This window comes from Devosia sp. Root413D1 (genome assembly GCF_001425235.1).
Lineage (GTDB): Bacteria > Pseudomonadota > Alphaproteobacteria > Rhizobiales > Devosiaceae > Devosia_A.
Genome location: NZ_LMEA01000008.1, coordinates 421078 through 436240 on the forward strand (window position 1 = coordinate 421078; position 15163 = coordinate 436240).

15 protein-coding genes are annotated in these 15163 nt (G+C 65.4%); 5 read left to right on the forward strand and 10 right to left on the reverse strand.

The annotated features are described in order from the left end of the window. Positions 1-101 precede the first annotated feature (101 nt). The 4 genes from ASC89_RS10570 to ASC89_RS10585 all read left to right on the forward strand — a co-directional run bounded on the left by ASC89_RS10570 (position 102) and on the right by ASC89_RS10585 (position 4704). Positions 102-554, forward strand: coding sequence for an RbsD/FucU family protein (locus ASC89_RS10570; protein WP_055997456.1), 453 nt, complete (start codon positions 102-104; stop codon positions 552-554). 451 nt (positions 555-1005) lie between these two features. After that, a complete protein-coding gene (locus tag ASC89_RS10575; protein WP_407065066.1) occupies positions 1006-2583 on the forward strand; it encodes an extracellular solute-binding protein in 1578 nt (525 codons plus the stop codon). A 91-nt stretch (positions 2584-2674) separates the two neighbouring features. Beyond that, positions 2675-3769 (forward strand): carbohydrate ABC transporter permease, encoded by a 1095-nt coding sequence (locus ASC89_RS10580; protein WP_055879474.1) that lies wholly within the window; start codon positions 2675-2677, stop codon positions 3767-3769. Further along, the gene (locus tag ASC89_RS10585) at positions 3769-4704 is read left to right on the forward strand and encodes a carbohydrate ABC transporter permease (protein WP_055879472.1); all 936 of its coding nucleotides are present in this window, start codon (positions 3769-3771) and stop codon (positions 4702-4704) included. Before ASC89_RS10580 ends, ASC89_RS10585 begins: the two co-directional genes overlap by 1 nt. A gap of 188 nt (positions 4705-4892) precedes the next feature. Here ASC89_RS10585 and ASC89_RS10590 read toward each other — a convergent pair whose 3' ends face one another. From ASC89_RS10590 to ASC89_RS10600, 3 genes are read right to left on the reverse strand one after another with little or no spacing between them, the layout of a single operon-like run. Beyond that, positions 4893-6383 carry an FGGY-family carbohydrate kinase gene (locus ASC89_RS10590; protein ID WP_055997459.1) on the reverse strand — a complete coding sequence of 497 codons (1491 nt, stop codon included), beginning with the start codon at positions 6381-6383 and terminating at the stop codon, positions 4893-4895. Then, positions 6380-7477, reverse strand: a complete 1098-nt coding sequence (locus tag ASC89_RS10595; RefSeq protein WP_055879465.1) for a M42 family metallopeptidase — start codon at positions 7475-7477, stop codon at positions 6380-6382. Before ASC89_RS10595 ends, ASC89_RS10590 begins: the two co-directional genes overlap by 4 nt. Continuing rightward, positions 7477-8289 (reverse strand): BtpA/SgcQ family protein, encoded by an 813-nt coding sequence (locus ASC89_RS10600; RefSeq protein ID WP_055997462.1) that lies wholly within the window; start codon positions 8287-8289, stop codon positions 7477-7479. Before ASC89_RS10600 ends, ASC89_RS10595 begins: the two co-directional genes overlap by 1 nt. Positions 8290-8437: 148 nt before the next feature. Between ASC89_RS10600 and ASC89_RS10605 the strand changes: the two genes are divergently transcribed. Continuing rightward, on the forward strand, positions 8438-8695 hold the full coding sequence (locus ASC89_RS10605) for a hypothetical protein (protein WP_055997465.1): 258 nt from the start codon (positions 8438-8440) through the stop codon (positions 8693-8695). A 141-nt stretch (positions 8696-8836) separates the two neighbouring features. On the opposite strand, the gene nagA is transcribed toward ASC89_RS10605, so the two are convergent. The 7 genes from nagA to ASC89_RS10640 form a co-directional block, all read right to left on the reverse strand. Continuing rightward, positions 8837-9961: an N-acetylglucosamine-6-phosphate deacetylase gene (gene nagA, locus ASC89_RS10610; protein ID WP_055997468.1), complete on the reverse strand. Its 1125-nt coding sequence runs from the start codon at positions 9959-9961 to the stop codon at positions 8837-8839. 225 nt (positions 9962-10186) lie between these two features. Beyond that, on the reverse strand, positions 10187-10981 hold the full coding sequence (locus tag ASC89_RS10615) for a sugar isomerase domain-containing protein (RefSeq protein WP_055997471.1): 795 nt from the start codon (positions 10979-10981) through the stop codon (positions 10187-10189). A 24-nt stretch (positions 10982-11005) separates the two neighbouring features. After that, entirely contained in the window at positions 11006-11752 is a 747-nt protein-coding gene (locus ASC89_RS10620) for a GntR family transcriptional regulator (protein WP_055997474.1), read from the reverse strand. Further along, positions 11745-12626 (reverse strand): ROK family protein, encoded by an 882-nt coding sequence (locus ASC89_RS10625; RefSeq protein WP_055997477.1) that lies wholly within the window; start codon positions 12624-12626, stop codon positions 11745-11747. The genes ASC89_RS10620 and ASC89_RS10625 overlap by 8 nt, the downstream gene beginning before the upstream one ends. Continuing rightward, complete coding sequence (locus tag ASC89_RS10630; protein WP_055997483.1) at positions 12623-13360, reverse strand: PIG-L deacetylase family protein; 738 nt, start codon at positions 13358-13360, stop codon at positions 12623-12625. Before ASC89_RS10630 ends, ASC89_RS10625 begins: the two co-directional genes overlap by 4 nt. Next, the gene (locus tag ASC89_RS10635; protein ID WP_055997485.1) at positions 13357-14187 is read right to left on the reverse strand and encodes a carbohydrate ABC transporter permease; all 831 of its coding nucleotides are present in this window, start codon (positions 14185-14187) and stop codon (positions 13357-13359) included. The genes ASC89_RS10630 and ASC89_RS10635 overlap by 4 nt, the downstream gene beginning before the upstream one ends. Further along, positions 14184-15119, reverse strand: a complete 936-nt coding sequence (locus ASC89_RS10640) for a carbohydrate ABC transporter permease (protein ID WP_055997488.1) — start codon at positions 15117-15119, stop codon at positions 14184-14186. Before ASC89_RS10640 ends, ASC89_RS10635 begins: the two co-directional genes overlap by 4 nt. Positions 15120-15163: the final 44 nt, after the last annotated feature.

Here is a 15163-nt window from a genome sequence, read left to right on the forward strand (position 1 = left end):
ATGATCTGCTACCGCGGTGCGCTGGGGAGATCGGGGCGGCAGTCGGGGATGCACACCTGGTGTCCGCATGCTAATCAGCCTCATCCTTGGAGGAGGAAACCATGCTCAAGGGGCTCGATCCCGTTCTGAATGCCGACGTGCTGCATGCGCTCAAGTCCATGGGCCACGGCGACGATTTGATCATCGCCGACATGAATTTTCCCTCGGATTCGATTGCCCGCCAGACCGTCTACGGCAAGCTGCTGAAGCTCGAGAATGTCACTGCCGGCCGTGCGGCCGAGGCGATTCTGTCGCTGATGCCGCTCGACAGCTTCGTGCCGCACCCGGCCTTGCGCATGGAGATCGTCGGCAAGCCCGACGAGGTGCCGCCGGTGCAGCTCGAAGTACAGGCGGCGATCGACAAGGCCGAGGGCAAGCCCTCGCCGATGGGCTCGATCGAGCGCTTTGCCTTCTACGAGGCAGCCAAGCACTCCTACGTGGTGATTCAGACCGGCGAGCGCCGCTTCTACGGCTGTTTCATCCTCAAAAAGGGTGTGCTGCCGCCCGAGGCCTAAAGCGCTTTCAGGAAAAGTTGCAGACTTTTCCGGTTCGAAAGCGTGACCAGCAAAACACCTGGAGCGCCCACCGAGCACGGCCGGGAGGCGCTCCTGCGGAAATTGTGCATTCACTGGTGAAAGCACGCACTACTCACTGATGAATGCAACCCCCACTTTGTGCGCTGCAGGGGCTCCGTGGTCTCGCCAACATGTTGACTTCTAACATGTTAGCTCCATACCATTCCTCAGCATCCCGCATATAAGGGAGCGCTCCCTGGGGAGGGACGTCGGCAGGGGTTGAGGGACTTGGGTTGCGCCGTGGCGCGGCCCGACCTGCACGTTCAGTTTCCCATCGAGCGCCGGCGCGGAGGCGACAACGCCGCTGGAAGCGGCGCTTTGAGGGAGAACAGACGTGAAACTCGAACTCTACAACCGGATTGCGGCCATCCAGGCCAGCCGCCGCAGCTTCATGAAGGGCGCGGCCGCGCTCGCCGCCGGCACTGCGCTCAGCAGCACCTTCGCCGGCCGCGCCTTTGCCCAGGACAGCGTGCGCGCCCAGATCCTGCAGATCCCCGGCGTCGGCAAGGGCTCGCCCACCGATGCCGACTGGCAGAAGGTCGGTGAACTCTGCCTCGCCGCCACCAAGGCCAACGTCGCCGAGGGCGAGTTTGCCGGCGTCGAGCTGACCTTCATGGGGCTCAACAACCAGAACCTGCATAACTTCCTGTTCCGCGGCTTCCTGAAGCCGTGGGAGGCCTATACCGGCGCCAAGATCAACTGGATCGATCTGGCCCAGGCCGACTACAATCCGCGCCTGCAGCAGTCGATCGCCACCGGCACCGTCGATTTCGACATCGTCGAGATGGGCGCGCCCTTCGAGGGCGACACCGCTGGCAAGGGCCTGCTCGACGAGATGCCCGACTGGGTCGCGACCCAGATCGAGGCGGACGATCTGGTGAACTATCTCAAGGCGCCGGTGGGCACCTGGGACGGCAAGACCTACCGCATCAACATCGACGGCGACTGCCACACCTTCGCCTACCGCAAGGACTATTTCGGCGATGGCTCGATCAGCGGCATGGCCGACGTGCCGACGCACTGGGAAGATTTCCCGGCGCTGGCCACCGCTCTTACCGGCAAGAACGATCCGATCACCGGAACCCCGGCCTACGGCTTCATCGATCCGCTGAAGTATCAGTGGGGTGGCTTCGGCTTCTATTTCCTCGAGGACCGCGCAGCCGCTTATGCCAAGCATCCGGATGATCCGGCCTGGCTGTTCGACCCCGACACCATGAAGCCGCGGGTCAACAACCCGGCCTGGGTGCAGGCCATCCAGGATGTGCTCGACCTCGTGAAGGCCAACGCCTATCCGCCTGATCAGCTGAATGCCGACCCGAACGCCACTGCCTTCTCGCAGTTCCTCGGCGGCACCGGCGCGGCCCTCACCTGGTGGGGCGATGTCGGCTCCAACGCCCGCACCTCCGATACCTCGGTGGTCGGCGATGTGGTCGGCTTCTCCATCAACCCTGGCGCCAAGAAGGTCTACAACTCCAAGACCAGCGCCTGGGAGGAGAAAGAGAACTTCGCTCCCAACATGGCCTATATCGGTTGGGGCGTGTACGTCACGAGCCGCGTCTCCGGCGACGAGAAGAAGCGCAAGGCCGCCTGGTCCGCCGCCGCACATCTGGGCGGCAAGGACATCTCGCTGTGGACCGCAGCTTACCCGTCCGGCTTCCAGCCCTATCGCAACTCGCACTTCCAGTACGATGAGTGGGTGGCTGCCGGCTATGATCGCGCCTTCGTCGAGGATTACCTCGGCTCGAACCTCGACAGCTACAACCACCCGAACGCTGCCATCGAGCCCCGTATCCCCGGCATCTTCCAGTACTACTCGATCGCCGAGGACGAACTGGTGAAGGGCATCAACGGCCAGTACGCCGGCGCCCAGGAAACCGCCGACGCCATCGCCGCCGCCTGGGAGAAGATCACCGACCAGATCGGTCGCGACAACCAGATCAAGCTCTACAAGGCGTCGCTCGGCATGTAGTGCCGCGTATGGCGTGATTGACAATCCACGGCTGGTGGCGGACCGTCACCAGCCGATTTAGTTCGGAACGAGAACTGTCCAAGAGGCGTGGATGGCGTTGACTGAATCACCGAGCTACGGCGCCATCTCGCGTCGCCGCAAAGACGGGGGCAGGGCGCTCATTGCCGCTGCCAGCGTTCTCTTCCTCGCCGTCGGCCTGCTCCAGGCGCTTAACTCCGCCGGCATATTGCCACTCGGTCTCAAGGATTGGCGCCCCACGCTTTACGCCTACCTGCTCTGGGCCGTGGCGCTCGGGGTCGGCATGGTGATGGCGCGCGGCGAGGCCGGGCTCAAGGCGCTGTTCATTCTGCCGGCGGCCTTGTTCACCGTGGCCATGGCGATCTTTCCGACCCTGTTCGGCCTGTCCATCGCCTTCACCGACTGGAACCTCGCCTCGCTGACCGGCCAGAAGTTCAACGGCTTCGACAACCTGGTGCAGCTGGTCCGCGACCCGTTCTACTGGAACGCCATGCGCAACATGGTGATCTATGTGCTGTTCGTGCTCGTCGAGTACGCCGTCGCTTTTGGCCTCGCCCTGCTGCTCAACGCCGAGATCCGCGCCCGGAAATTCTGGCGCGTCGTCTTCCTCATCCCGTTGATGCTGTCGCCGGTCGCCGTCAGCTGGATGGTCGGCAAGTCGATGCTCGAATACCGCTTCGGCCCGGTGGCGCGCTTCGCTCGGTGGCTGGGCTTCAACAACCCGAGCTTTTTCACCGATCCCTGGGTCGCGCGGCTGTGGATCGAGGCGATGGATGCCTGGGTGTCGATCCCGTTCGTGATGATCCTCTTGCTGGCGGGCCTCCAGGCCATGCCCAAGGAGGTCATCGAGGCCGCCAAGGTCGATGGTGCGTCGCCCTGGCAGCGCTTCTGGCAGGTGATCTTCCCGCTGATGCTGCCGGTCTCGATCACCGCGATCGTGTTGCGCATCATCTTCAAGCTCAAGCTCGCCGATATCATCATCACTGTCACCTCGGGCGGTCCCGGCGGCGCCACCGACAGCGTCTCGAGCTTCATCTATCGCGAGTACCGTGACCGCTCGAACGTCGGCTACGGCACCATGCTCGCGATGTTCTATCTGGTGCTGATCGTGATCTTCATCACCCTGCTGCTGAAGTTCCTGCGCAGGCACATGCAGAGGATGACCTGATGGCCGCCGAAGCAACACTCTCCGCCGCGACCGCCGCCGATGCCGGTGCTGGTGCCCGGCGCCTGAAGCATATCGCCGGCAAGGTCGGCATCTATGCCGCGCTGGTGGCCTGGGCCTTCGTGTCGCTGTTCCCGGTCTACTGGACCATCACCACCTCGATGAAGGTGGCCAAGGATGTGCAGCTCGGCCACCTGATCCCGTGGGTGGATTTCCAGCCCAACTGGCTGGGCTGGCGCTCGCTCGGCCTCTCGCCCGATACCATCGGGCAGGTCTCGACCGTCCGCGACGAGTTCCTCGGCCGCTTCCTTAATTCGGTCTACACCGCCTTCGGCGCCTCGTTCCTAGCGGTGCTGATCGGCTCGCTCGCCGCCTACGGCCTCAGCCGCTTCCAGTACAAGTTCCTCTGGATGAAGAACCAGGATCTGAGCTTCTTCTTTCTCAGTCAATTGATCCTGCCGCCGGTCGTCCTGGCGCTGCCCTTTCTCGTGCTCTACCGCGAGCTGGCGCTGCTCGACAGCATCATCGGCCTCGTCCTGCTCTACACGCTGACGGTCCTGCCGATCGTCATCTGGATCATGAAGGACCAGTTCGACACCATCCCGATCGAGCTCGATGAAGCCGCGCAGGTCGATGGCCTCGGCCCCTGGGGCACCTTCTTCCGCATCATCCTGCCGATGGCGCTTCCCGGCATGGTCGCCGCCTTCATCCTCAGCCTGATCCTCTGCTGGAACGAGTATTTCTTCGCCGCGCTTCTCACCGGTTCCAGCGCGAAAACGCTCCCCGTGATGGTCGCCAGCCAGACTGGTTCACAGGGCATCAACTGGTGGAGCATGGCCGCCCTCTCCACCGCCGCCATCGCCCCCCTGGTTGTCGTCGGCGTGCTGCTCGAACGCTACATCATCCGCGGGCTGACGGCCGGCAGCGTGAAGGGGTAGGGGCCGGAAACGCCGGCGTCACACTCGCACCCCTCCCCGTCAAGGGGAGGGTGCTGGCCGGTGGCTGGGGCACCATCCGGCCCAGCATACCGGCCCCACCTCCCCCTTGATGGGGGAGGCAAGCGAAGCTTGAGAGCGAAGCGATCTTGCGAAGCTCGGAGGGGGTGAGCCGAGAGCTCGATGCCGGGCTAAAGCTCCCGCATCAAATCCTTGTTTCGCTCATAGAGCTCCCGGAACACCCGATACTGCCGCTCGTAGAGTTCGCGGAGGCTCTCGTCCGGAGTGATCTGGTGGTCCACCGGGTTCCAGGTCCGGATATCGTCCGGCTGCACATCGCCGATCGCCAGCGCCGCGATGAACGCATCGCCATAGGACGCTCCCACCGTCTTCTGCCGCACGATCTGCGTTCGGCCCGACACGTCCGAGGTCGCCTGCGCCCAAACCCGGTTCTTGGTGCCGCCGCCGGCCGCGAGGATCGCCTTGGGTGGCTGTCCCACATCGGCATAGGTCTCGAACACATGGTGCGTGCCGAAGGCGATGCCCTCGAACAGCGCCCGGTAGATATCGCCGCGGGTGTGCGTCAGGTTCATGCCGAACAGCACGCCCTTGGCCTCGGTGTCGTGGATGGGTGTCCGCTCGCCCGAGAAATAGGGCAGCATCACCAGCCCGTTGGCGCCGGGCGGCGAACCCTCCGCCTCGAGCGCCAATGCCATCACCGCAGTCGCCGGATCCAACTCCTTGCCGAACTGCTCGCGGAACCAGTGGCTGAGCGTCCCCGAAGTCGCGAGCCCCGACATGGCGGCGTGCTTGCCCGGGAAGAACCACGGCGCGTACCAGAGCCGCGCATCCGGCACCCGGACCGGCGTGATCTCGATGATGAAGATGGTCGAGCCGTACATCAGCAGCATGTCGCCGCTGTCGAGCACCCCGACGCTCAGCGCCTCGGCGCCCGCATCGATCGTCCCCGTCGTCACCGGCGTCCCCACTGCGAGACCCGTCTCAGCAGCAGCTGCCTCCGTCACCGTGCCGGCAATGTCGGTGGTCCAGATCGCCTCGGGGAGTTTCTCCAGCCCGATGATGTCGTCGGCCAGCTCGTCGGTCCACTCGAGCTTTTCGACATCGTAGAGCGGCGAGAAGTTGGCCGCCGAATAGTGGTCGATCACATAGCGGCCGGTGAGCTTGTGGACGATGTAAGTGGTCGAGGTCAGGATCTTCGCGGTTTTCGCATAGAGCTCCGGCCGGTTCCGCTTCAGCCACAGGATCTTGGGCCCGATCGACTGGCTGGTCAGCGCGTTGCCGCAGCGGCTCAGCAGCACGTCCTCGCCGATCCGTGCCGTCAGCTCCTCGATCTCCTTGGCCGCCCGGGTGTCGACCCCATAGAGCACGCCGTTCATCAGCGGCTCGCCTTCTGCATCCACCGGCAGCATGCAGGGGCCGATGGCGCTTGCCGCCACCGCGACGATGTCTGAGGGCATGACGCCGCTGTCGGCGATCAGCTTCTGGCTCAGAAAGCAGAAGTCGCCCCACCAGTCCTCGCGCGGCCGGTGCTCGGCCCAACCAGGCTGCGGCACCAGCATCTTGTGCGGCCGGGCGGCGCTGGCGACGATCCGCCCCTCCGCATCCACCAGCACGCCCTTCGATTCAAACGTCCCGATATCGATGCCGAGATAGTGCCTCATCCGATGTAATCGTCCCGATCGAGGCTGAACTTGCTGTCGATCCGCGGCAGCGCCTCCACCAGCAGTGTCGTCAGCTGCTCGAGGTCGGCCATGTCGCAGACTTCCAGTGATGAGTGTGAATAACGCATCGGAAAGCCGACATCGATCGAGGCGACGCCCTGGCCAACCAGCTGCACATAGCTGAGGTCGGTCAGCGCCCCGATATGGGCGCTGCGCTGCAGCGGCAGCTTTTTCGCCATGGCGCTGTCTTCGAACAGTTTCACCATCGCCGGATGCGGCAGCGTGCCGTTCAGCGTGCCGCGCCCGTGGAACGAGTAGAGCGACATCGCCGGGCCGCCGCCGAGCTTCACGTCGCCACGCGCCGCCATGTCGGGGGTATCGGTCGCAAGGATCAGGTCGAGCTGGATCGCCACATCGGGCATCAGCACCTGCGCCGCCGTCACCGCGCCGCGGAGGTTGAACTCCTCCTGCACGGAAAAGACGAAATGCACCGTCGGCCGCTTCTTCACGTCGACCAGCGCCTTCGCCACCTCGATCATCACCGCGCAGGCGGCACGATCGTCCACTGCCGTGCCGGCGATCCGTCCATTGGCGAGTTCGGTCACCTTGGGCGCGTAGACGATGGGCGTTCCCACATCGATCCCTGCCGCCAGCACCTCGGCCGCCGATTTGAACCCGGCGTCGATATAGAGCTCGGGGTAGGGCAGCACCTTGTACTTTTCGTCCTGCGATGTGGCGTGGTGGCTCTTATGCGCGATCAGCCCAGGCACATCGGCGCCTTCGCCGATGCAGAACAGCACCTCCGTCGACGGCAGGGCCCGTTCCGGTACGCCGCCCAGCCGCTCGACGCGAACCATCCCGTTCGGCTCGATCTTCCTCACGATCAGGCCGAGCTGGTCCATATGCGCGAACAGCATGACGCTGGGCGCACCCTTGTCGCCCGGCAGCGTCGCGATCAGGTTGCCCAGCCGGTCGGTCGTGGAGGTGATCCCCAGCCCCGCCATCGCTGCCTTCAGATATTTCCTGACCCGTCCCTCATAGCCCGAGAGCCCGGGAATGAGCATCAGGTCGATCACCCATTGCTTGAGGCTCATCAATACCCCCGCGCCGCGCGGACCAGCCGCATAAACTCGGCGGCCCGGTCGGCATCCACGGCCTTCCAGGTGTCGCCATCGACCTTCAGCGACGAGCCGACAATGCAGCCGTCGGCGACGTTGAGCACCTCGGCCACCGTCGCGTGCTTCACGCCGGTATTGGCCAGTACCGGCGTGGTCGGCAGCGCCTTCTTCACCGCTTCGAGGTCGACCATCTTGGCCGCCTCACCGGTGATCGCGCCCGAAACAAGGATCGCATCGGGGATCGACGAGAACACCGCGCTGCGGGCCCGGTCGCTCAGCGGCCGCTGGTCCAGCGAATAGGCGAACTCGGCCGAGACATTGTAGAGCAGCGCCAGATCCTGGCGGCCGAGCCGGTCGCGATAGCGCATCGCCTTGCCGGCATCCGGCGTCCACGGGCCCATGTCCGAGGCATAGGTGCCGGTGAAAATCTCGCGCACGAAGCGCGCCCCGGTCGCCGCCGCCAGTGCGATCGAGCTTTCCGGGTCCCACAGGACGTTGACGCCGAACGGCACGCTGATTTCCGAGCGCAACCGCCCGATCACGTAGCCCATGGTCGCGGTCGAGGCGGTGTCGACCTTGAATTCATACGGCCGGTCATTCTCGTTGCCGAACATCACGGCATCGAACCCGGCGGCCTGCAACGCCACCAGGTCCTTGCGGGCCCCCTCGACGATGGCCTCCACGCCCCCCTCGTAGTCGTGCAGCGGTGCGCCCGGCAGCGCCCCCAGATGCACCATGGCAATCACCGGCTTCTTGTCGCCGAACACCGTCTTGAATTTGCTTGTCATTGTTTTTGTAAACCGCTTTACTAGACGCCTATGCGTAGCAGCGGCAAAGCCCGGCGTCTATGGCTCGCTAGGGGTCGGAAGCCTGCTCCACACCAATCCTTAACCACAATCCGGTAGAGTATGCGGGAATGAGTGCGAGGTTCCCCAGATGGAACTGCTCTTTCTCCTCCTGCTGATCCCCGTGGTCTGGCTGCTGTTGCTGCCCGGACGGATCGCCAAACGCGCCCGCAAATACCGCTTCACCGGCGCCGGCATTCTCGTCGGCGTTCTGGTTGCCGGCTGGATCGGGGTGCAGGCGATGTCGAAGCCGCCGGCCGAGACGGTCGATTACGCCGCCGGCGACAGCGACCTGCGCGCCATCCTGCTGCAACCCGAAACCGCCCCGCGCTACAGCTTTCGCGAGTAGGTCGGGGCGCTAAGCAAGAGTTGCAGACTCTTGTGTTGCGAAGGCCCGGAAATAGCTCAGGTGATCACAGACCCACCGGCAGTCATCCCTGCGAAAGCAGGGACCCAATTCACAGGTCGCACAGGCCCGAGTTGGGAGGACCTACCCAGGCAGAGCTCGAACCTTCAGCCCCTTATCGAACCAGACCAAATCGGCGGCGCTACCAACTTGAAGCGTTCCCAATCCCTTCGCCCCAATCGCCTGCGCCGGATAGAGCGATGCCATCCTCAGGCACTCACCCAGCTCCAGCCCGAACTTGAGGTGCATGTACCGCAGTGCCGCATCGAGCGTCAGGTCAGCCCCTGCGAGCGTGCCGTCACCGAGCCGCAATGCGCCGTCCTGGCGGTAGATCGTTCGTCCGTTGAGCGAGAAGCTCGTCAAGTCAGTGCCCGCTTGCGACATCGAATCCGAGACGAGGAAGATCCGCCCCGGCCCGGTCTTGGCCCGCAGCGCCAGCCGCAGCGTCGCCGGGTGCACATGAATGCCGTCGGCGATCAACCCACCCCACACGCTGCCGTGGTGCAAAGTCGCGCCGACCACGCCGGGGTCGCGGTTGCCGATCTGGCTCATCGCGTTGAACAGATGCGTCGCCATGCTCGCCCCGGCCCGTATCGCCCTCGAAGTCACCTCGAACGAAGCATCCGAATGCCCGATGCTGACGACGATGCCGGCGCGCACCAACCGGGCAATCTGCTCCGGCGTTACCGTCTCGGCGGCGACTGTCACCAGCAGGTGGGGCAGGGCGCCGCGCGCCCGTTCCAGCCGCACCAGATCCGCCTCGTCCATTGGCCGGATCAGCGCCGGATCATGCGCCCCCTTTCGAGCCAGCGACAAATGCGGCCCTTCGAGATGCAGCCCAAGAAAACCCGGCACCTGCCGCCGCGCCGCCTCGGCCCCGGCCGCCAGCACCGCCTCGGTGACTTCGCCCGTGTCGGTGATCAGCGTCGGCAGCAGCCCGGTCACCCCGAACGCGCGGTGCGTGGCGCAGACCACGCCCAAGTCGTTTGCGGTGGTCCCCGGCCCGACCAGGTGTCCGCCACCGCCATTCACCTGCAGGTCGATCAGCCCGGGCGCCAGCACCCCGCCATCGAGGGGCACGCGCGTGGCGCCAGTGGGAGCATCGCCGATGGTTTGCACGACGCCGTCAGCGACGACGAGCGCGGCATCATCGTGCCACGTCTCGCCATCGAAGATGCGGGCGCCGGTGAATGCGGTGATTTGAGACATGGAGGGCTCGATGTCGAGGTGATCCTCCCCCGTGCCACGGGGGAGGGGGACCGCCGGAGGCGGTGGAGGGGGCGGCGGGAGACGCCGGTGGTTGAGGTCGCCCCCTCCACCAGCTTCGCTGGTCGCCCTCCCCCGCCACGCGGGGGAGGATCACCGGGCATCCGGTGGCCCTAAACAAACAAACGTCCCGGGCGTCAGGGTCAGCTTCCGCCCGGGACTCGTCCGTCAGCCTTCCTTGGCCATGGACTTCTTGAACTGCGGCAGGTGCTTCTGCTGCGCTTCCAGCATGCGCTCGCGGTACTGGCCGTAGATGATGTCGGTGTCGTGCAGCGTCACGCCGGGGATGGTCGGCGACGCAAACACCGGCAGCTCGATGCCGCGGTCGGCGAGCTTCTGCGCGCTCTCGGCCAACAGCTCGTGCATCATCATCATGGCAAGCACCGTCGAGGAACCGGCCACCGGACGCGACCAGCCCTTGATGTTGACGATGGCATCTTCCACCGGCGAGCCGGTATCGATCACGATGTCGGCCGCATGCGGCAGACGCTTGCCCGAGGAGTGCGTCGCGGGCTTGCCGGCATTGGACTGCGCGGTGATGGCGATCACCGTCAGCCCACGCTCCTTGGCATAAATCGCCGTATCGATGCCCGAGGCGTTCGAGCCCGAATGGCCGAAGATCACGATGGTGTCGCCGGCGTTCAGCGGCTGATGGTCGAGGAACTTCTCGGCGTATTTCTCCGTACGCTCGAGCCACAGCAGCTCTCGCACGCCACCGGCGCCGAGGATGTTGTGCCACATGACGCGCGGGTCGGTCAGCGGGTTGAAGCCGACATAGGAGCCGTAGCGCGGGTAGGTTTCCTGCACCGGCAGCACCGAGTGACCCGAGCCGTAGAGATGCACCAGGCCCTTGTTGGCGAGGGTTTCCGCAACCGCGGACGAGGCCTTGTCGAAGGCGTCGGCATTCGCTTCGGCCGCCGCCTCGGCGATCTTCACGAGCTTGCTGATATAGAGGGTAGACATGAGTTTGCCTTTCAGAACAAAGCGTTACACGTAGAGGGTGGAGCGGATCTCGTAGCGGTCCGCCCGCATGGTGGAGAGGGCGTATTCGAACGGCCCCCTCGCGTCATAGGCGATGCGCTCGACCTCGAAGGCCGGCGTCCCTGCCGTAAGCTGAAGGAGTTCGGAATCCGCGGCGGCGACGCTGCCGACGCGGTAGACTTCCTTGGCCTTCACCGGGGTGATGCCGCAGCGCTCCTTCAGCCAGCCATAGAGCGACTGCACGTTGGTCGCGTCTTCCAGCAGCCCGGGCACCCGTGCCTCGGGCAGGTGGCTGGTCTGGATACCGATCGGCATGCCGTTGCCGAGCCGAAGGCGCTTGAGCTGCACGACGGGATCGCCGATCGCGATCTCCAGCGCATCGGCCATCTCTTCATCGGCCGGCACGCGATTGGCTTCGATCAGCCGGGTGCCGGCCTGCAGCGACAGCGATTTCATCTCGTCGGTGAAGCTGGTGAGCCCGCGCACGCCGGCGACGACCGTGGCCGAACGCACGAACGTGCCGCGCCCATGTTCGCGCCGTAAGAGCCCGGCTTCCTCGAGGTTGCGCAGGGCATGGCGCAGCGTGATGCGCGAAATCCCCAGCATCTCGCCGAGCCGATCCTCGTTGGGGATCTGCATGCCCGAGCTCCATTCGCCGCGCTCGACCAGCTCACGCAGCGCCATTTCGGCCTGATGCCACAGCGGCTCCGGCCGCCGCCGATCGGGCTTTATGAGACCTTGTGGTTCATCCATGCCCATTCCTCCAGTTCGGCCCATAGGCGCCGGCAAATGCCGCGCCCACCAGTCCCGCCTTCGGCCCGAACTGTCCGGGGCGGATATCGATTGCTCTCAGATGCGGTGGCAGTTGCCGCTGCAGCGCCGGCAGCAGCAGCGGCCTCAGAACGTCCAACGATGCCGCGACGCCCCCCGCGAAAATGATGGCCTCCGGCGCAAGCAGCGCAACCGCGCCTGCCAGTGCTGTACCGAGGGCCTGCATGGGCGGCCGCAACGCATTGATCGCTACGGCATCGCGCCCGCGCGCCGCGCGCACCAGCGTCGCGCCATCCGGCAACCCGATCGATTGCGCCGCCGCATCGAGCGCCCGGCCCGAGGCCTGCCGCTCCAGCCAGCCGCTGCGGTCCTCGCCGGGGTCATGGAGGTCAGCCACGGCCCAGCCGAACGAACAGGCCGCGCCGCCATTGCCGGCGACGATCCGTCCGCCGGCCAGCACGGAGGAGCCGATGCCGGTGCCGATGGCAAGGAGGATCGCATCCTGCAGCCCCTTGGCCGACCCGGCCGAAACCTCGGCGAGCAGCGCGAACTGTGCATCATTGCCGAGCCCTACCGAAACACCAGGCAGCTCCGCCGCGAGGTCGAGCCCGTCGAGATAGCTGAGGTTGGGCACCCAGCGGCACACTGTCCCCTGCGCCAGCCCGGGAATGCCAAGGCCCAGCCGCGTCGCCTGATGCACGCTCAGCTGCTGCGTCAACAACTCCATGAACGACGCCAGCGTCTGCGGCGCCGCCCATTCGCCCACGGCGCGCACGGCTGCCGGATCGCCCAGATCGGCGACGCCGGCGCGGAACCGCGTGCCGCCGAGATCGATGGCGAGGATCGTCTCCGTCATCGCGCCCCCGATCCCACCGGCGGCGCAAACAACCCGGCGCCCGCATTCCACGAGTTCGAAGTGCTCATGAATGCCTGCGCGTAGGTCGTGCCGCGGATGCAGCCGCGCAGCCGGTACAGCGAAGCGTAATAGTCCATGTAGGGGAACGAGCTGAGCCCGCGCGCCAGCTCATACTTCTCGGCCGCCTCGCGCCACGGTGCAAAACCCTCGGTGACGTCGACGAGATGCGTCGGCACGAACCCCTCGTCGTCCTCCCAGTTCTCGCCGAACAGCAGCAGGGCAGGGGAGTGCACCGGCAGCGCCCGCTCGAGCGTCGGCAGCGCCGCGTAGAACACTGCCGTTTTGGTCAGCTCGCTCGCTGCCCGGTGGTCCTTGTGCCAGCTGCCCTGCCAGTGGGTGATCACCACCTCGGGCTTCAACTCACGCAGCACATCACACACCGCCAGCGCCGTGGCGTCGTCGCTGGGCAGAAATCCGTCCGGCAGCTCGAGGCTGCGCCAGCTTATGCCCAGCCGCTCGGCGGCCGCGCTTGCCTCACTCCGCTTCTGCTCGGCATAGAGTGGAGGCGCGAGGCAGCGGTGGCCCTGCTCGCCCATAGTCAGGTGCAGGAACGTCACCTCGGCTCCACGCGCCGCTGCGACGAAGGCAAGCGGCCCGGCAATCACTTCGGCGTCGAAGGCATGCGCCCCGACCACGAGAATGCGCTTACTGGCGTAGACCTGGGCTTCGATCATTTCACGGCTCCCGACGCTGCGGCGCCTTCGCGGATCTGGCGCGCCAACAGCAGATACATCGCCAGCACCGGGGCAAGCGAGATGCCCAATGAGGCAAACACCATGCCCCAGTCGGTGCGGAACTGCCCGACGAAACCGGTGATCGCCAGCGGCACCGTCTTGAGGTTGTTGTCGAAGATGAAGATCAGCGGGAAGAAGAAGTCGTTCCACACCGCGATGGTGGTGAAGATGGCGACGATCGACACCGCCGGCGCCACCACCGGCAGGATGATGCTGAACAGGATGCGCAACTCGCCCGCTCCATCCAGCCGCGCTGCCTCCTCCAGCTCGCGCGGCAGCACCCGCATGAAGTTGGCGAAGATGAAGATGGCGAACGGAATGCGGATCGCGACATAGACCGAGATCAGCCCGAGGTGGCTGTCCAGCAGCTCGAGGTCGCGCATCAGCGTGAACAACTCCACCGAGGCGAGGCGGATCGGCAGCATGATGCCGGCAAGAAACAGCGCCAACATCCAGACGCCCCATTTGAGGCCGTAGCGGCTCAGCGGATAGGCCGCCATCGCCGCAACGACGATGGTGACGATCACCGCGCCGCCGGTGACGATGAGGCTGTTGATCAGGTTGCGGCCGAGGTCGGCGCGCTGCCAGGCGTTGATGAAATTGTCGAAGCTGAGGTTCTGCGGCAGCCCCAGCGGATCGGCATAGATCTGCTGCGTGGTTTTGAAACACGACACTACCAGCGCATAGAGCGGCAGCAGTACCACGACGGTCCAGCCGAGCAGCACCAACCAGCGCGGCAGGCGGGAGAGGAAACCTGCGGGCGTCATGGCTGCACCGTCGCGCGGTCGAAGGCGCGCAGCAGCAGCAGCGTGCCGACGCTCAGCAGCAGGAACAGCATGGTGCCGAGCGCCAGCGCCAGCCCGATATCGGTAATGCCCACCGCGCCCTCGGCGCCGAACGCCAGGCGGTAGAAATAGGTGACGAGCGTGTCGGTCGAGAAGTTCGGGTTCCCCTGCACACCCTGCATCACATAGACGATGTCGAACTGGTTGAAGGTGTTGATGAAGCTCAGCGTCGTCACCGAGGAGATCGATGGCACCAGCAGCGGCAGCGCCACCGTGGTCAGCATGCGGGTGGAACCGGCGCCGTCGAGCTTGGCGGCCTCGAACACCTCGTAGGAGATCTGGCGCAGCCCGGCGGTGAAGATCAGCACCGGCAGGCCCATCCAGTTCCACGCATCGATGGCGATCAGCACCCACAGCGCCCAGCCGGAATCGCCCAGTACCGTCAACCGGCCCTCATGCAGGCCAAGCCCGTTGAGCATCCATTCGACCACGCCGTTCGGCGCCAGCAGCAGCCGCCACAGCGCGCCGACGATCACCGGGCTCAAAACCGCGGGAAAAAAGAACACCGATTGGAAAAAGCTCGCGCCTTTCCGCGACCAGAACAGCAGGTAGGCGAGGATCAGCCCAAAGCCGTTCTGGAACAGCATGATGCCGAAGAACCAGGCCACGTTGTGCCAGAGCGCCCCGAACAGCTTCTCCGAATTTGGAAAAGTGAACAGCCGCAGGTAGTTGTCGAACCCCGAGAAATCGAGCTGGCGCAGCCCGCGCCACTCGAACAGGCTGCCCCACAGCGAGGTCAGCAGCGGGTAGAGCACGAACAGCCCGTAGATCAGCAGCGCCGGCAGCACGAAGCCGAGCGCGGCAAGGTGCCGTGACAGCCTGGCGGGTTCGGTGCGGTTGGCGGCGTCGCTCATCGTGCGGGGGGTCCGGAGGAGGGGAGGGCGGCCCGCCTGGGCGG